The organism is Alcanivorax sp. S6407 (assembly GCF_023016115.1).
Classification (GTDB): domain Bacteria; phylum Pseudomonadota; class Gammaproteobacteria; order Pseudomonadales; family Alcanivoracaceae; genus Alcanivorax.
On record NZ_JALKBH010000004.1, the window covers coordinates 219590 to 235771 of the forward strand.

Consider the following 16182-nt stretch of genomic DNA (forward strand, 5'->3'; position numbering starts at 1 on the left):
ACAAATAACAACGACGAGGCTGAACATGTTCCTGTCACACGCACATCGTATGCCTGCGCTGGCCGCCGGCACTCTGGCGCTTTCCCTAATGCTTTCCGCCTGTGGTGGAGGCAGCGGCAGCAGCCCGGTGGTGAACAACCCGGCACCTCCCGCCAGTCCGGAGCCGCCCACCCCCAATGTGGGCGAACCCGCACCGGAACCGGAAGCCCCCAAAACGGTGAATCTCACCTGGCCCGAGGCCTACCAGCGTGACGCGGACTACCCCGGCACCGTGACCCTTCCGCAGCAACTGATCACCATGCGTGACGGCATTCGACTGGCCGCCAGCATCACCTTGCCGGCGGATGAAAACGGTAACGCTGTTGACGGTCAGTTTCCGGTCATTGCTACCTTTACCGGCTATAACCAGTTCTATTCCGGCATGATCCTGTCTGACACCACACTGGTGGAAAAGGGCTATGCCTACATCACCGTGGACATGCGTGGCACCGGCGCATCGGAGGGCAGCTGGCAGGCCTTCAGCCAGATCGATCACGACGACATCGCCGAACTGGTGGATTACATCAAGACCCAGCCCTGGAGCAACGGCACCATCGGCATGAACGGCGCCTCTTATATGGGCATCACCGGTCTGCTGGCCGGCGCCACTGCTGACCCGGCAGTGAAGGCGATCTTCGCGGTGGTTCCCATGGGCGATGCCTACCGTGACGTGGTGTTCGGTGGCGGGCAGGTAAATGCCGGCTTTATTCCCCTTTGGGTCACCCTGGTCACCGGCCTGAGCCTGATCCCGACTCCCGTGGGTTTTGACAACAGCGATCCCGGCTACAGCCTTACCACCCTGCTGCAGCATCTGCAGGGCACCCTGACCGATTTTCAGGTGCCGGTGGTGGCCGGCGCCCTGATCGGTGACGAGAATGTCTACGACACCGAGTTCTGGCGAATTCGCTCCCCCATCGAAAAGATTGACCAGATCAGCGCCCCCACCTTTGTGGTTGGTGGACTGCATGACATTTTCCAGCGTGGCGAACCACTGATCTATGAAGGCCTCAAGGATCACACCGACGCCAAGCTGTTGATCGGCCCCTGGACCCACATCGAAGGCTCCTTCGGTTCCGGCCTGCCCGCCGACGGTGTACCGGATCTGGCCAGCATCCGTCTTGCCTGGTTCGATCATTACCTCAAGGGCATCGATACCGGCGCCGAGGCTTATCCTCCGGTTACCCAGTTCTACAAGGGTGAAGAGCGTTACGTCACCGCCGCTGACTGGCCGCATCCGCAGGCACATGCCGAAACTTTCTACCTGCATGGCAAACCCCTGCTGCCGCAGTTGGGCACCATTACCCATCAGGCACCCGCCGCCAGCTACCAGACCAGCCTGCTGCAGACCCCACTCAATGGTCTGTGCTCCGCCAGTGCCAGCCAGTGGACCGCCGGCGTACTGGGCATGATCACCCCACCCTGTGCGGAACAGGACAATGTGGTCAACCTGCTTGAAGCGGTTTACACCAGCGAGCCACTCAGCGAGCCCATGGCCATCAATGGCCCCATCACCGGTCAGATCTGGGCATCCACCACCGCGTTCGATACCAACGTGACCCTACGCATCAGTGCGGTGGACGAATACGGCATCGCCCGTCCGCTCACCCAGGGCATCCAGATGGCCTCCATGAGCGCCAATGATCCGCAGCGCGCCCGCTATATGGATGACCAACTGATCCAGCCCTGGCACCCCTACAGCGCCGAGTCAAAACGGACCATCACCCCGTTCGAACCCTTCCAGGCAGATGTGGAAGTCTTTCCCACCAGTGCCGTGATTGCCGCCGGTGAGCGCCTGCGCATCAGCGTTGGCGCCAGCGATCTGCCCCATGGCATCAGCCCGATCCCGGACCTGCTCGCCAGCCTGCTCGGCGCCCTGACCGTCTACAGCACCCCGGCCATGCCCTCCCGGGTCAACATCCCGCTGGTACCGCTGGACGCCCTGCAGCCCGCCGACTGAAAGAAGGTTTCACCGCCGGGCACACAGTATTCACTGAGGTAAACCAACCGGTTTCCTCAGTGATCTCTGTGCTGAATCCGCTTTTGATCTTTGCGCAGCGCGTGTTGCGTGAAGCGTGCCGCAGCCGCAGAGCGGCCCCCAAAACTGCCAGCTCTCTCCCCCAAAAGCCCCCAGGAAACCACTCATCATTTCCTTGCTCCACAGGGGGTGACGGTCATTTTTTCGCCATGTAGAATCGCCGGCCTTTTTTTCGTCATGACGCCCTGGAGCCGCCATGTCTTACGGCACCGTTTTATCCGGCAAACGCGTATTTTTTCTTTCCCTGGCACTGGCCCTCGGCGGCTTCGGGATCGGCAGTGGCGAGTTCGTCATCATGGGCCTGATCAGCCGGGTGGCCAGCGACTTGCTGGTGTCTCCCGCCGATGTGGGCTATGCCATCAGCAGCTACGCCCTGGGCGTGGTATTGGGCGCCCCGGTGATCTCTGCACTGTCTGCACGGCTGCCCCGCCGCGCCCTGTTAATCACACTGATGCTGGTATTCGCGCTAGCCAATGTGGCCAGTGCCTTCGCCGCAGATTTCCAGACCTTCGTGGTACTGCGCTTCCTTGCCGGCCTGCCCCATGGCGCCTACTTTGGCGTGGCCGCTCTGGTCGCGGCCTCGGCAGTGCCCTACCACAAACGGGCCCGCGCGGTGGCGCGAGTCATGAGCGGCCTGACCGTGGCCATTCTGGCAGGCGCGCCACTGGCAACCTGGGCTGGCAACCAGTTTGGCTGGGAAATTGCTTTTGTTGGCGTCGGCGTGATTGCCCTGTTCACCGCCTTGCTGATCTGGCTGTGGGTGCCAGCACAGGCTGCAGATCCGCAAGCCAGCCCCGCGCGGGAATTGTCCGCCCTGCTTAACCAGCAACTGCTGTTCACCCTGGGGGTGGCCAGCATCGGTTTCGGCGGCATGTTTGCCGTGTTCAGCTATGTGATGCCCACCTTGACCGAGCAAGCCGGCATGGCAGAACAATGGGGGCCTCTGGTGCTGATGGTCTTCGGCATCGGCACCATCATCGGCAATCTGGTCGGCGCCCGTTTGGCGGATGGCAATTTGCTGCGCGCCATTCCGCTGATTCTGGGCTGGTGTGTACTGGTGCAGGGCGGATTTTTCTTCGCCGCCGATCATGTCATCGCCGGCATTGTCTTCGTGGCGCTGGTGGGCACCTGCATGGCCATGGGCCCGGCTCTGCAGACCCGCCTGATGGATGTGGCCGGTGACGGTCAGACCATGGCCGCCTCCATGAACCACGCGGCCTTCAATATGGCCAATGCGCTTGGCGCCTGGCTAGCCGGCATCACCGTCAAAAGTGGCGCCGTCTGGTCCACCACCGGGCTGGTGGGCGCCGCCCTGGCCGTCGGCGGCCTGCTGGTTTTTCTGGCTGGCCGGCGCCTGGAAAAACATCAAGGGAAGGTGGCATCTCTCCACACTCCACTCCCGCAGGGCAATACGAATATCACCACCCTGGATGCCCGCTAGAAGCGGCTGATAAAACCAATATTGATGGTGGTGAGATCAAAGTCATCATCATCATCCAGCTGCACCCATTCCGCGTAGAGCGCGGCTGTCTCGCCAAGATTGACATCCACGCCAGCGCCATAGGACGGGTCGCTGGCGGTCACTTCCTCGGTTTCCCGGTTAGTGGAACTGCCCAGCAGACCACTTTCCGTGACTTCCAGCGTCACATCGGCCTTAGCCGTCGAATGCCCCAGCAACACATACGGCGCCACCGGCTGACGACGATCAAGACCCAGTTTGACGTAAGCCCCAACCAACCACTCTGGATCCAGGGTGAGAACTGCCGCATCCCCGACCACCAGATCATCATCATCTATGCCGTAACCCAGGCGCCCCTCCAGAGACACATAGGGATTGATATGCATCCCGAAGCGAGTCTGAAAAGCTTCCGGCTCGATATCCTCTGCGCTGGTTTCCTGATTCAGCATGCTGTAGTGGAGACCAAAATACCCCTCCTGATCATAGACCTCCTCAGCAAATGCCGGCACACACAGCGCCACGAGTGCCAGCGGTATGAGTTTTTTCATTGTCCTTCTCCCTGATTGTTCACAATCCCGTTACAACGGAAAACACCGCCACAGAAGATTGATAAAAAGATCGAAAATGTCAGTGAGAGTATGCAGCCGCCAACGGGAAAGTGAGGTGAAGCTCAGAGCGCCCCAAAAAATGGTTCATCGCGGGTTTGCGGGAATCTGCTGCTCCAGCGCTTTACTCCGCCCTGAGTGAGATTGATGCCATGGGGGGCAACTTGCGGAACGAAGGGGGTTTTGATCCCGGGTTTTGTTCGCCCCTCCAGTGGGGCTCCTAAAACAAGAACAGCAACACTTCGCCATTCGCGCTCAGTGAACTCTGCGCCCTCTGTGGTAAATCCGCTTTGGATCTTTGCGTGTTGCGTGATGCATGTAGCGTGTTGCAGCCGCAGAGCGACCAAAAAAAAGGCCGCACAAGGGTGCGGCCTAACGACCTGTGCCTGGGGGGCAGCAGGTTATCGGCATTCACAACACGTCATGGAACCGTCCACAAGGACTGAACCTGCATGATGGAATCAGCAGAAAATTGTATGGGGTGGTGAGGCAATACGGGGCACAGGCCCGCTTTCTAGACAGGTCATAATGAGCTCTCCCAAGTCCTTTTGTTCTTGCTCTCGGCCTGCTTCTAATACGTTGTTGTCAGGCCGTTATCGTTATCTTGTTTGTCTTTCTTGTCAGGCGTTGCATTGTCTGAAGACATTGTTATATGCATCGCCGCGCGTAAACACAATCCCTTGTTTACGGCTACAGGCCGGGCGGTCGATTTTCCCGGGTTTCCGGTTGAATCCGCACCACGAATGGCCTTCATTGGTTTCGAGAATGCGCCGCTTGCCGGTGACAAACCGTGATCCGCCTCACACTCAACAAAAGCCAACAAAGAATATCCCTTCGGTTACGTGCGGGATGCCCGACGCCAGGCGACATGACACCGCCTGCACCGCTGGCTGCAAGCCAGAAGCTTCGAGCTGTGAGCTGCGTCCGTTTTGATTTAGAAAGGCCCCAAAGTTCCTGAGCTTCTGCATTTCTACGAAGCCGCTGCAGGAACGTAGCGTAGCGGAGTAACGCACGTAGTGCGGCCCCGAAGGGGTGAGCGGAGCGAATAACGAGCCTGCTCGCGATCCGAGCCCAGGCGAGGCAGGGATCCCGGAAACGCATTTCCAATCCACAGGGACATTCCTGAGTTCCGAGTCACGAGAAGCGAGTTCCGAAAGGCAAAACCTGGAGGTTCCCGGGGGTTGCCGTTCGCAACTCGAAACTCGTCACTCGCTTCTGACACTAACTTCTGCCAGCACCCCGGTTTTAGCGTCAGGCGTCAGGCATCCAGCATCCGGCGCAAAGCTACCTCACCCCGGCAGAAAGCGACTCCGGCTGCACAAACTGGCCGGTGACCGGGAACCGCACGGTAACCAGCAGCCCGCCATGGGGATGGTTGGCCAGGGTCATTTCACCGTGATGCATGTCCACGATGCGCTTGACGATAGCCAGCCCCAGGCCGCTGCCACTGAGAGTGCGCGCCTTTTCCCCCCGGGAGAATGGCTGCAGCAACAGGGGAATATCTTCTTCTTTCACCCCCTTGCCGTGATCGCGCAGGGTGAGCACCACCACGTTGTCTTGCACCGCGGTACGGATCTCTACCGGTGACGCGCCATACTTGAGGGCATTGCCGATCAGGTTGGCGAGCATGCGTTTCACGGTGAGGCGTTTGAGCATCATCCGCGGCAGGTCATCCAGCTCAAAGCGCAGTTGCTCCGCCGGGTACTTGCCCGCCACTTCCTGAATCAGACCATTGAGGTTCTCGAAGTCGGGCGTTTCATCAGCACCGTCACGGATAAAGGCGATGAACTGGTCAAGGATCGCATCCATGTCCTCAATGTCTTCGATGATGCCTTTGGCCAGCTCTTCATCCTGCATGAATTCCGCCGACAGGCGCAGACGGGTGAGCGGGGTACGCAGGTCATGGGAGACCCCAGCCAGCAGCAATGCCCGGTCGCGCTGGGCCTGCTGTAGATCGCTGGTCATGCGATTGAACGCCGCGTTCACCGCCTGAATCTCTTCCGGCCCCAGGGTGGTATCCAGCACCGGCACCGCTTCCCCACGCCCCACCTTCAGCGCCACCCTCGCCAGCCGCCGCAACGGCAGGTTCAGGCCACGGGCGATCAACAAGCCACCGATAATCGCCAGCAGCGGCACCGTCACCCCCCAGCCGAGCAGCAGGTAACGATCATAATCTCGGAAGAATTCCATCGGCACTCGCAGCCAGTTGCCCTGGAAGGAGGGCGCACTGACCCACAATACCGGCTGCCGGTTGTCCTCCAGCCGCACCAGCACTGGCTCATTCAACATCTGCTCCAGCTCTTCCTGAAAGCGACTGACCACCGGCTGGGACAACAGCATGGTGCCCTGATGCAGGTTGCTGGGGCTGGCCACTTCGATACTGGTGGCACCGGCCAGCCGGCGCGCCAGGCGGGCATCCTCATCACCGCTTTCGGTAAATGCCAGTTCCGCCTGCAGCACGGTGAGCCGGGCGTACTCACGAATCCCGGGCAAATAGGCATTGCGCGCAAAGAACCACAGGGTCAGCGCCTGACTGATACCAATCACCAGCCCTACCACAATGGCAGAGCGAACAAAGGCCGTACGGGGATAGAGTTTCATGGATAGGTCGCCAGAGGCTGGACGCCTGACGCCCGACGCGGAAAAGAACGCCCGGCTTCAGGCGTCATGCATCCGGCGTCCAGCGTCAAGCGCTCAATCAGGTACAAACACATAACCCACGCCCCAGACGGTCTGGACGTAGCGGGGTTTGGAAGGGTCATCTTCCAGCAGGCGGCGCAGGCGCGACACCTGCACGTCGATTGAGCGCTCCATGGCAGACCACTCGCGGCCACGGGCCAGGCTCATCAGCTTGTCACGGGTAAGCGGCTCGCGGGGGTTCTGCACCAGGGCCTTGAGTACGGCAAATTCACCAGTAGTCAGGCTTTGTGGGTCACCGTCGCGGGTCAGGGTACGGTTGGCCAGATCCAGGGTCCAGGGGCCAAAGCTCACCTGCCCCTCTTCCTTGCTCGGCGCACCGGGCAGCTCACGCACATGGCGGCGCAGCACGGCACGAATGCGGGCATCCAGCTCCTTGGGGTTGAACGGCTTGGGCAAGTAATCATCGGCACCGGCATCCAGCCCTTCAATGCGTTCCGCATCATCTCCCTTGGCGGTGAGCATGATGATCGGCAGGCTGTTTTCGGCCTCACGCAGGCGACGACAGATGGACAAACCGTCTTCGCCGGGTAGCATCAGATCCAGTACCATGAGTGAATAGATTTCACGGGATAGTGCCCGGTCCATCTGTTCGGCATCCGCCACCGCCTTGACAGTGTAACCGGCCTCTTCCAGAAACCGTTGCAACAGGCTGCGCAGGCGCGCATCGTCGTCCACGACGAGAATCTTGTCTTGTTGTTCGCTCACTGGACCTCCCGGGAATCTGTGCACAGGGCAAGCAGATGCAAAGTAATGACAAATCAGAACAATTTCACGGTCTGATTTTCGTATTATGCTGCGAACGTGCAAGAAATTGGCATGACCAGATTGTTTAAAAACATTGCCGGGCGCACCTCCCCTGGCTTGACGGACCATTGCCGGAATGGCGTTTAATCTTGAATAAACAGAATAAGGGGTCGACCTTGCGCGAGCGCCTCCAACAGATTCCCCCGGTTCCCCGAGTCATTCTGGGTACCGTCGTGGCCATTATCCTGCTGTCTGTGTTCAAACCCTCGGCCCCCACCCAGGATGTCAGCGAGCATTATGACCGGGTGCGCTACGTGCTTGCCGATCCGGCCGCCCGGGCACCACAGATCCAGCTGTTCGGCCGGGTACAGTCCCCCCGCGCCGCCAGCCTCACGGCCGTGGTCACCGCCAATGTGGCCGACACCCCGGCACGCGCCGGCAGCCGCGTCAGCGAAGGCGACCTGCTGATCCAGCTGGACGACACGGAAGCCGCTCTCGCCCGGGATCGCGCCCAGGCCGCCCGCGACGAGGCCCAGGCACAACTGGACACCACCCGCCTGCGTTATGACAGCGACCGCAAGAATCTCGAGCTGGAAAAGAAACTGGCCCGGCTGGCCGCCGACAATCTTGAACGGCTGGAATCCCTGCGTGGCAAGAAGCTGGTTTCGCAAACCCAGCTGGATCAGGCCGAGGAAGCCAAGGCTCGTGCCGACCTGTCCCTGGCCCAGCGCCAGCTCAGCGTCAACGATTTCCGTAATGAACTGGCCCGCATGGAAGCAAGGCTGGCCAGTGCCGAAGCCCAGCTCAAGCAGGCCGAGATCGACCTGGGCCGCACCCGGGTGGCGGCGCCCTTTGCCGGCACCGTAACCAACGTAGCAGTGGCACCCGGCGAACGGGTGCGCCCCGGCGAACCTCTGGTCAGCCTGTTCGCCGACACGGAACTGGAAGTGCGCGCACAGATTCCGGATCGCCACCTGCCCGCCATCCGTGATGGCCTGCAACAGGGCGACCTGACCGCCAGCACCACCCTGGAAGGGCAGACACTGACCCTTAACCTGAAACGCCTGGCCGGTGATGCCGCCGACGCCCGGGGCGGCATCGACGGCCTGTTCGAGTTTGTCGACGGGGTACCCGCTGCCGCCCTCGGTCGGCCCATCACCATTACCCTGACCCTGCCAAAGCTGGATCATTTGCTGGCCCTGCCGGCCACCGCCCTGCACGGCCTCAACCGGCTTTACCGGATCGATGACGATAACCGTCTGCAGCGGGTGAGCGCCGAGATCGTCGGCGAATCCATGCTGGGCGAGCAGTCCGTGCTGCTGCTCAGGGCCCCTTCCCTGTCCGGCGGTGAGCGGGTAATGACCACCCAGCTACCCCAGGCCATCGTCGGCCTGCCGGTGGATCCGCGCCCGGTACCCGGCAGCAATGCCGACACCGGGACCGAACCGGCCGCTCCCACTGCGGAGGTAGAGGGTGAGTGAACCACGGGGTCTGATCGCCAGCTTTACCGGCCACAAGGTAGCGGCCAATCTGCTGATGCTATTGATGGTGATGCTGGGCCTGCTCGGCCTCACCCGCCTCAACACCCAGATGTTCCCGAATTTTGAATTCGACTACGTCACCGTCACCGTGCCGTGGCGCGGTGCCAGCCCCGAAGATGTGCAGCGCTCCATCACCATTCCCATTGAGCAGGCCCTCAAGACCCTGCCCAATACCAAGAAACTGATCGCCCGCTCCCAGCAAGGGGCAGCGGCCTTCTTCATCGAACTGGAAGCCGGTTCGGACCTGGGCCTGGCCCTGGATGAAGTGCGCCAGCGCATCAATTCCATCCGTAATCTGCCCCAGGATGCAGAACGCCCGGTGATCCAGAAGATCACCCGCTTCTCCCTGGTCACCAGCATTCTGCTCACCTCCGAGAATGGCAGCCTGGAAGAGCTACGCCACCTGGCCCGGCAACTGGAAGATGAACTGCTGGCACTGGGTGTGGGCAAGGTGGAATTTTCCGGTATGCCGGAAGAGGAAATGGCCATCCAGGTGCCGGCCGGCACCCTCCATGATCTGCGCATGAGTCTCGGCGACATCGCCAACCGGGTTCGCAGCTTCAGCCAGGATACCCCCGCTGGCACCGTAGGCCGCGATGATGCCGCCAAGCAGTTACGTGCCCTGGGTCAGCGCCGCGACGAACGCGCCTTTGCCGAACTGCCGCTGATCACCACCGCCGACGGCCAGCAACTGACCCTGGGCGATGTGGCCATCATCGAACGCCGCCCGCGGGACGACCAGGCCACCCTTACCTGGCAGGGTTATCCGGCCATCGAACTGCAGGCCATGCGCGGTGAAGACGATGACATGCTGGAGCTGGCCGACCGTATTCTCGCCTGGGGCGCCGAACGACAGGCCACCCTGCCGGAAGGCGTCACCCTGACCTTCCATTCGCAGACCTGGAAACTGGTACAGGACCGCATCTCTACCTTGCTGTGGAATGGTATTTCCGGTCTGGTACTGGTGATTCTGACGCTGTACTTCTTCCTCAATGCCCGGGTGGCCTGGTGGGTCACCGTAGGTATTCCGGTGTCCTTCATGGCCACGCTCGGCCTGCTGTGGTTCTTCGGCGGCACCATCAACATGATCAGCCTGTTCGGCCTGATTCTGGCACTGGGTCTGATCGTGGATGACGCCATCGTAGTGGGCGAAGACACCCTCACCCACCTGCAACAGGGGGAGTCCGCCCACCGTGCCGCCCTGGGTGGCGCCAAACGCATGTTCTGGCCAGTGGTGGCGTCATCGACCACCACCATTGCCGCCTTCCTGCCACTGGGCATGATGAGTGGCGCCATGGGCAAGATCGCCTTCGACATTCCCTTTGTGATGATCTGCGTGATTCTCGCCTCGCTGCTGGAATGCTTCATGGTGCTGCCCGGCCACCTGCATCACAGCTTCCGCGGTCTGCAGATCAAGAGCAGCGGCCTGCGCCAGCGTATTGATGACGGCTTCAACCGGATTCGCGATGAAAAATTCCGCCCGCTGGTGCACTGGGCAGTGCGTAACCGGCACCTGGTCAGCGTGTCCGCCATCTGTGCCTTTGTGCTGGCGCTGGCCGTGGTTGCCACTGGCTGGCTCAAGTTCACCTTCTTCCCGCCGGTGGACAGCGACCAGATTCGCGCCATTGCCCGCTTCACCTCCGGCACCGACCAGGCCCAGGTGGATCGCTTCCTGGATCATCTGGAAGACACCCTGTACGTCACCAACGAGGAACTGGGTGGCCATCTGGTGCTCACCAGCATCATGCATCACGGCGCCGCCTCCGGCTTCCCCAGCCCCGGTGGCCCGCAGAACAAGAACGGTGATGAGTACGGCACCCTTATGGTGGAGGTCTACATCGGCCCCGACCGGGACATCAGCAATGACGAACTGATCAAGCAGTGGCGTGACAAGGTGACCCTGCCCGCCGGCCTGGAGCAGCTGCTGATCTCCCAGCCGGAAGCCGGTCCACCGGGCAAGCCCATCGAGATCAAGCTCACCGGCAGTGACGCCAGCACCCTCAAGGACGCCTCCATGGCGCTGCAGGAAAAGCTGCGTGAATTCGCCGGGGTCAGCAATGTGGATGACGACCTGCCCTACGGCAAGGAACAGCTCACCTTCGAGCTCACCCCCCAGGGACGCGCCCTGGGCCTGTCCCTGAATGATGTGGCCGGCCAGCTGCGCTCCGCCTTTGATGGCAACCTGGCCCAGCTCTACAACGAGCAGGACGAGGAAGTAGAAGTGCGGGTGATGCTGCCGGACAGCGAGCGGCGCCGCTTCAGCGCCATCGAACGGTTGCCCGTAATCACCCCCATGGGCGACGCCGTGCCGCTGCGCGATGTGGTGGTCTTCGATGCCCGCAAGGGGGTGGACCTGCTGCGCCGGGTGGATGGCGAACTGGCGGTCACCGTGTACGCTGATCTTGACCCGGAGCAGGGCAACGCCAACGCCATCATCGCCTCACTCAAGGAAGGCACCCTTCCCCAGCTGCAGGCCCTGTATGGCATTGGCGTGGGCTATGAAGGCAAGCTGCAGGAGCAGGCCGACAACCTGCGCGACATGGCCACCGGCGCACTACTGGGCCTGGCGATTATCTACATCGTGCTGGCCTGGGTATTCAGTTCCTATTCCTGGCCGCTGGCGATCATGACGGCCATCTTCTTCGGTCTGACCGGGGCGGTGATCGGCCACCTGTTCACCGCCCCCTTCGGCATCAAGTTCTCCATGTTCTCGGCCATGGGGCTGTTCGGACTGTCCGGCATCATCGTCAACGACTCCATCGTGCTGGTCAGCTTCTACAAGCAACTGATCGCCGATGGCATGGAACGCTACGAGGCCATCGTGGAAGCCTGTGTACGGCGTCTGCGCGCGGTACTGCTCACCTCCATCACCACCATCGCCGGTCTGACCCCGATCCTCTTCGAGACCTCCATGCAGGCCCAGTTCCTCAAGCCCATGGCGGTGAGTCTGGTATTTGGCCTGCTGTTCGGCACCAGCCTGATCCTGCTGGTGGTGCCCGCCATGCTGATGATCATCGAGGAGCAACGCGATCGCCTCCGCCATCTGGGCCATATCCTGGCGCTGGACAACTGGGGCAATCTGGCCCGCAGCCTGTGGCGCTTTGATCCGCAGCACTACCGCCAGCAACCGGGACCGGAGGGGCTCGCGGGTCATCTGTGGTGGGTGATAATTCTCGGCCCGCTGCTACTACTGAAACTGCTCGGCCTGCTGCCCGCACTGATTGACGCCGGCAAGGCCGGCCACCTGTTGGTCGCCATCCCCGTCGGGCTGATCTGGCTGGCCATGACCGCGCTCGGCGCCCTGTTCCTGTGGCAACTGTTGCGCCGCCGCCGCAGCGCCCCCGCCAGTGCCCGCCGCTGGCTGCTGCTGACCGGGCTGGGCGGCCTGCTGGTGAGCGTTGTCGCCCCCTGGGCCGGCGACCCCGGCAACTCCCTGGCGCAACCCTTCTGGGCCCTGGCCAACAGCACCCTATGGTACGCCCTGATCATGCTGCCCCTGCTGTTCTGGACCCGCCGCAGCGCCAGCACCCTGACGAGGTAGACACAAGCTACAAGCTTCAAGCTGCAACGCGGGAAGGGGCTTTGCGACACAGCCCCTTCCAACCGCGCGCCAGCTCTGGAAACTGCTGCTGTGGGAGCTTGCCTGCAAGCGATCCGAGCCTTGGCGAGGTCAGAGCCTGGCGGATACCCAACCGCTGTAAAGAATGGATTTACCACAGAGGGCACAGAGTTCACTGAGAAAAACCCGCCTGCTCTGTGGTGAGACGGCTTTTCCCTGGCCCCGATTCGTTCAACAAGCTGCACGAACGGCTTCTTCAACGGAGTCAAAACCAGGTTGTCCACAGCACAGCAAAGAAGGTTTTCCCTCAGTGAACTCTGTGACCTCTGTGGTAAAAATGCCGTTGATCAGACCAGAAGCGCGGGCACAGCGGCAAACGAATGGCACCCATCTGCCCCGCGTTGCAGCTTGAAGCTTGTCGCTTGCAGCTGCTTTTGGCGACACTTTGCGTCACACTGCATGCCATAATTCGACAGATTACCTGCACTTGAACAGCTGATATGATGCTGGATTGATTGCAGCGCATGACCATAACAAGACAGGCCACCACGACAGGATGGCCTGGTTTCAGGAGAGCAAGATGGCCAAAATCCTTGTAGTGGATGATTCCCCGACGCAACTCACCAACCTGGTCAAGATTGTCGAGAGCCAGGGGCACAGTGTCGTGACCGCCACCAATGGCATGGAAGGCGTGGACAAGGCGCGCGCTGAACAACCAGACCTGATCTTGATGGATGTGGTGATGCCGGAACTGAATGGCTTCCAGGCTACCCGCAAGATCACCCGGGACCCCAGCACCGAGAACATCCCGGTGATTCTGGTCACCACCAAGGATCAGGAAACCGACAAGGTGTGGGGCGAACGTCAGGGCGCCTTCGGCTATGTGGTCAAACCCCCGGTGGAAGCCGAGCTGGTGGCCATGATCAACAAGGCGCTGGGTTAATACCTGGCCGGCCCGAAATCCAAGCCACAGCGGCCAATACAAGTCAATCTGTTAACGACCGGCATCATTCCCTATGATTCCGGTCGTTTTCGTTTTTAAACAGCGGTGAAACAGAGCAGCACCGGTGTGCATATCAGGGAATCTCATGCGTAGTATTGAACAGATCATCGCCGAGGAAATCGGCTGCCAGGTACAACAAGTCAACGCCGCCGTCGGCCTGCTCGACGAAGGTGCCACTGTCCCCTTTATTGCCCGTTACCGGAAAGAGGTGACCGGCGGACTGGATGACACCCAACTGCGGAATCTGGAAGAGCGACTGCGCTACCTGCGTGAGATGGAAGAACGCCGCGAAGCGATCCTAAAGAGCATCGCCGAACAGGAAAAGCTCACTCCGGAACTGGAGAAGGCGATCAAGGCAGCCGATACCAAGACCCGCCTGGAAGATCTCTACCTGCCCTACAAGCCCAAGCGTCGCACCCGCGCCCAGATCGCCCGCGAGGCAGGTCTTGAGCCACTAGCCGACAGCCTGCTCAATGATCCCACCCAGGATCCGGAAGCACTGGCCGGCGGCTACCTGAACGAAGAGCACAAGATTGCCTCCGCCAAGGATGCCCTGGACGGGGCCAAGCAGATCCTCATGGAGCGTTTCGCCGAAGACGCCGAACTGCTCACCCGTCTGCGGACCTACCTGTGGGACAAGGCCCACATCCAGGCCAAGGTGGCTGATGGCAAGGAGAAGGACGGCGCCAAGTTCAGCGACTACTTCGATCACAGTGAAGCCCTGAAAGACATCCCCAGCCACCGCGCCCTGGCCCTGTTCCGCGGCCGCAACGAAGGCATCCTGCATGTCTCCATGGTGCTGCCGGAAGAACTGGAAACCGCCATCCCGCACCCTTGTGAAGGCATGGTCACCGCCGTCTCCGGCTGGAACCACGAAGGCCGCGCCGCCGATGACTGGCTCAAGGAAGTGATGCGCTGGACCTGGAAGATCAAGCTCAACACCCATCTGGAAACCGAACTGCTGGGCCGCGTACGCGAGCTGGGCGAAGAGGAAGCCATCCAGGTATTTGCCCGCAACCTGAAGAGCCTGCTGATGGCCTCCCCGGCCGGCCCCAAGTGCACCATGGGCCTCGATCCGGGCCTGCGTACCGGGGTGAAAGTGGTCGTGGTGGATCCCACCGGCAAGCTGCTGGAACACACCACCATCTACCCGCACCAGCCCAAGAACCAGTGGGACCAGTCCCTCTCTGTACTGGCGGCATTGTGCATGAAGCACAAGGTGGAACTGATCGCCATCGGTAACGGCACCGCCAGCCGCGAGACCGACAAACTGGCCGGTGAGGTGGTGAAAGCCAGCAAGGGCAATATCCAGAAAATCATGGTTTCGGAAGCCGGCGCCTCGGTGTACTCCGCCTCGGAACTGGCGGCCCGGGAATTCCCCGAGCTGGACGTATCCTTCCGTGGTGCCGTGTCCATTGCCCGTCGTCTGCAGGACCCGCTGGCCGAACTGGTAAAAATCGATCCGAAAGCCATCGGTGTGGGCCAGTACCAGCATGACGTGAGCCAGGTAAAACTGTCCCGCTCCCTGGATGCGGTGGTAGAAGATTGTGTGAACTCCGTGGGCGTGGACGTGAACACCGCCAGCGCCCCGCTGCTGTCGCGCATTGCCGGCCTCAACAGCACCATCGCCGGCAACATCGTCACCTTCCGGGAAAAGAACGGCGCCTTTGGCAGCCGTGACGACCTCAAGCAGGTACCGCGTCTGGGTGACAAGACCTTTGAACAGGCCGCCGGCTTCCTGCGCATCATGAACGGTGCCAACCCGCTGGATGGCTCCTCGGTGCACCCGGAAGCCTACCCGGTGGTGGAAAAGATCGCCGCCAAACACGAGCGCCCGCTCAAGGAAGTCATCGGTGACGTCCCCTTCCTGAAGAAGGTCAACGCGGCCGACTTTATCGACGACAGCTTCGGCCTGCCCACCGTCACGGACATCCTCAGCGAACTGGAAAAACCCGGCCGCGATCCGCGCCCGGAATTCAAGGCCGCCGTCTTCAAGGAAGGGGTGGAAACCCTCAAGGACCTGAAGCCCTCCATGATTCTGGAAGGCACGGTGACCAACGTGACCAACTTCGGCGCCTTCGTGGACATCGGTGTTCACCAGGACGGTCTGGTGCACGTTTCCGCGCTGTCCGACAAGTTCGTGGAAGATCCTCACACCGTGGTCAAGCCCGGCGACATCGTCAAGGTGAAGGTGCTGGAGGTGGATCTGGACCGCAAGCGCATCAGCCTGACCATGCGCATGGACGACCAGCCCCAGGAAAAGGCTGCCGGCCAGCGTCCTGCCGGCGCTCGTCCCGGTGGCGGCCAGCGTCGCGGTGGAGGTGGTGGTAACAAGCCCCAGCGCGGTGGCGGTCAGCCGCAACAGGGCGGCGGCACCTTTGCCGACCTGTTTGCCAAGGCCAAGGAAGACCAGAAGAAAGGCAAGAAACGCCTTTAAGCCATGCACCTGGGCGCTGACTTCTCAGCGCCACAGGATTGCCCCATGATTGTCGGATTA

General features: G+C 61.3%; 9 protein-coding genes. 6 read left to right on the forward strand and 3 right to left on the reverse strand.

Features of this window, described 5'->3' with window-relative positions; translation table 11 throughout:
* Positions 1-25: 25 nt before the first annotated feature.
* Both MWU49_RS10750 and MWU49_RS10755 read left to right on the forward strand, forming a co-directional pair.
* Positions 26-1996: a CocE/NonD family hydrolase gene (locus MWU49_RS10750; RefSeq protein WP_246971925.1), complete on the forward strand. Its 1971-nt coding sequence runs from the start codon at positions 26-28 to the stop codon at positions 1994-1996.
* 274 nt (positions 1997-2270) lie between these two features.
* On the forward strand, positions 2271-3515 hold the full coding sequence (locus MWU49_RS10755; protein WP_246971927.1) for an MFS transporter: 1245 nt from the start codon (positions 2271-2273) through the stop codon (positions 3513-3515).
* Here MWU49_RS10755 and MWU49_RS10760 read toward each other — a convergent pair.
* The 3 genes from MWU49_RS10760 to ompR form a co-directional block, all read right to left on the reverse strand.
* Positions 3512-4081 (reverse strand): outer membrane beta-barrel protein, encoded by a 570-nt coding sequence (locus MWU49_RS10760; RefSeq protein ID WP_246971929.1) that lies wholly within the window; start codon positions 4079-4081, stop codon positions 3512-3514. The two genes, MWU49_RS10755 and MWU49_RS10760, sit on opposite strands and share 4 nt — an antisense overlap.
* A gap of 1341 nt (positions 4082-5422) precedes the next feature.
* Positions 5423-6739, reverse strand: a complete 1317-nt coding sequence (locus MWU49_RS10765; RefSeq protein ID WP_246971932.1) for an ATP-binding protein — start codon at positions 6737-6739, stop codon at positions 5423-5425.
* A 93-nt stretch (positions 6740-6832) separates the two neighbouring features.
* Positions 6833-7543, reverse strand: a complete 711-nt coding sequence (ompR, locus tag MWU49_RS10770) for a two-component system response regulator OmpR (RefSeq protein WP_246971943.1) — start codon at positions 7541-7543, stop codon at positions 6833-6835.
* Between the two features lie 215 nt (positions 7544-7758).
* On the opposite strand from ompR, the gene MWU49_RS10775 reads away from it, so the two are divergent.
* The 4 genes from MWU49_RS10775 (at position 7759) to MWU49_RS10790 (ending at position 16122) form a co-directional block, all read left to right on the forward strand.
* A complete protein-coding gene (locus MWU49_RS10775) occupies positions 7759-9063 on the forward strand; it encodes an HlyD family efflux transporter periplasmic adaptor subunit (protein WP_246971946.1) in 1305 nt (434 codons plus the stop codon).
* Positions 9056-12664 carry an efflux RND transporter permease subunit gene (locus MWU49_RS10780; protein WP_246971948.1) on the forward strand — a complete coding sequence of 1203 codons (3609 nt, stop codon included), beginning with the start codon at positions 9056-9058 and terminating at the stop codon, positions 12662-12664. The genes MWU49_RS10775 and MWU49_RS10780 overlap by 8 nt, the downstream gene beginning before the upstream one ends.
* Positions 12665-13262: 598 nt before the next feature.
* Positions 13263-13625, forward strand: coding sequence for a response regulator (locus tag MWU49_RS10785; RefSeq protein WP_035232278.1), 363 nt, complete (start codon positions 13263-13265; stop codon positions 13623-13625).
* 145 nt (positions 13626-13770) lie between these two features.
* Entirely contained in the window at positions 13771-16122 is a 2352-nt protein-coding gene (locus MWU49_RS10790) for a Tex family protein (protein ID WP_246971950.1), read from the forward strand.
* Positions 16123-16182 lie beyond the last annotated feature (60 nt).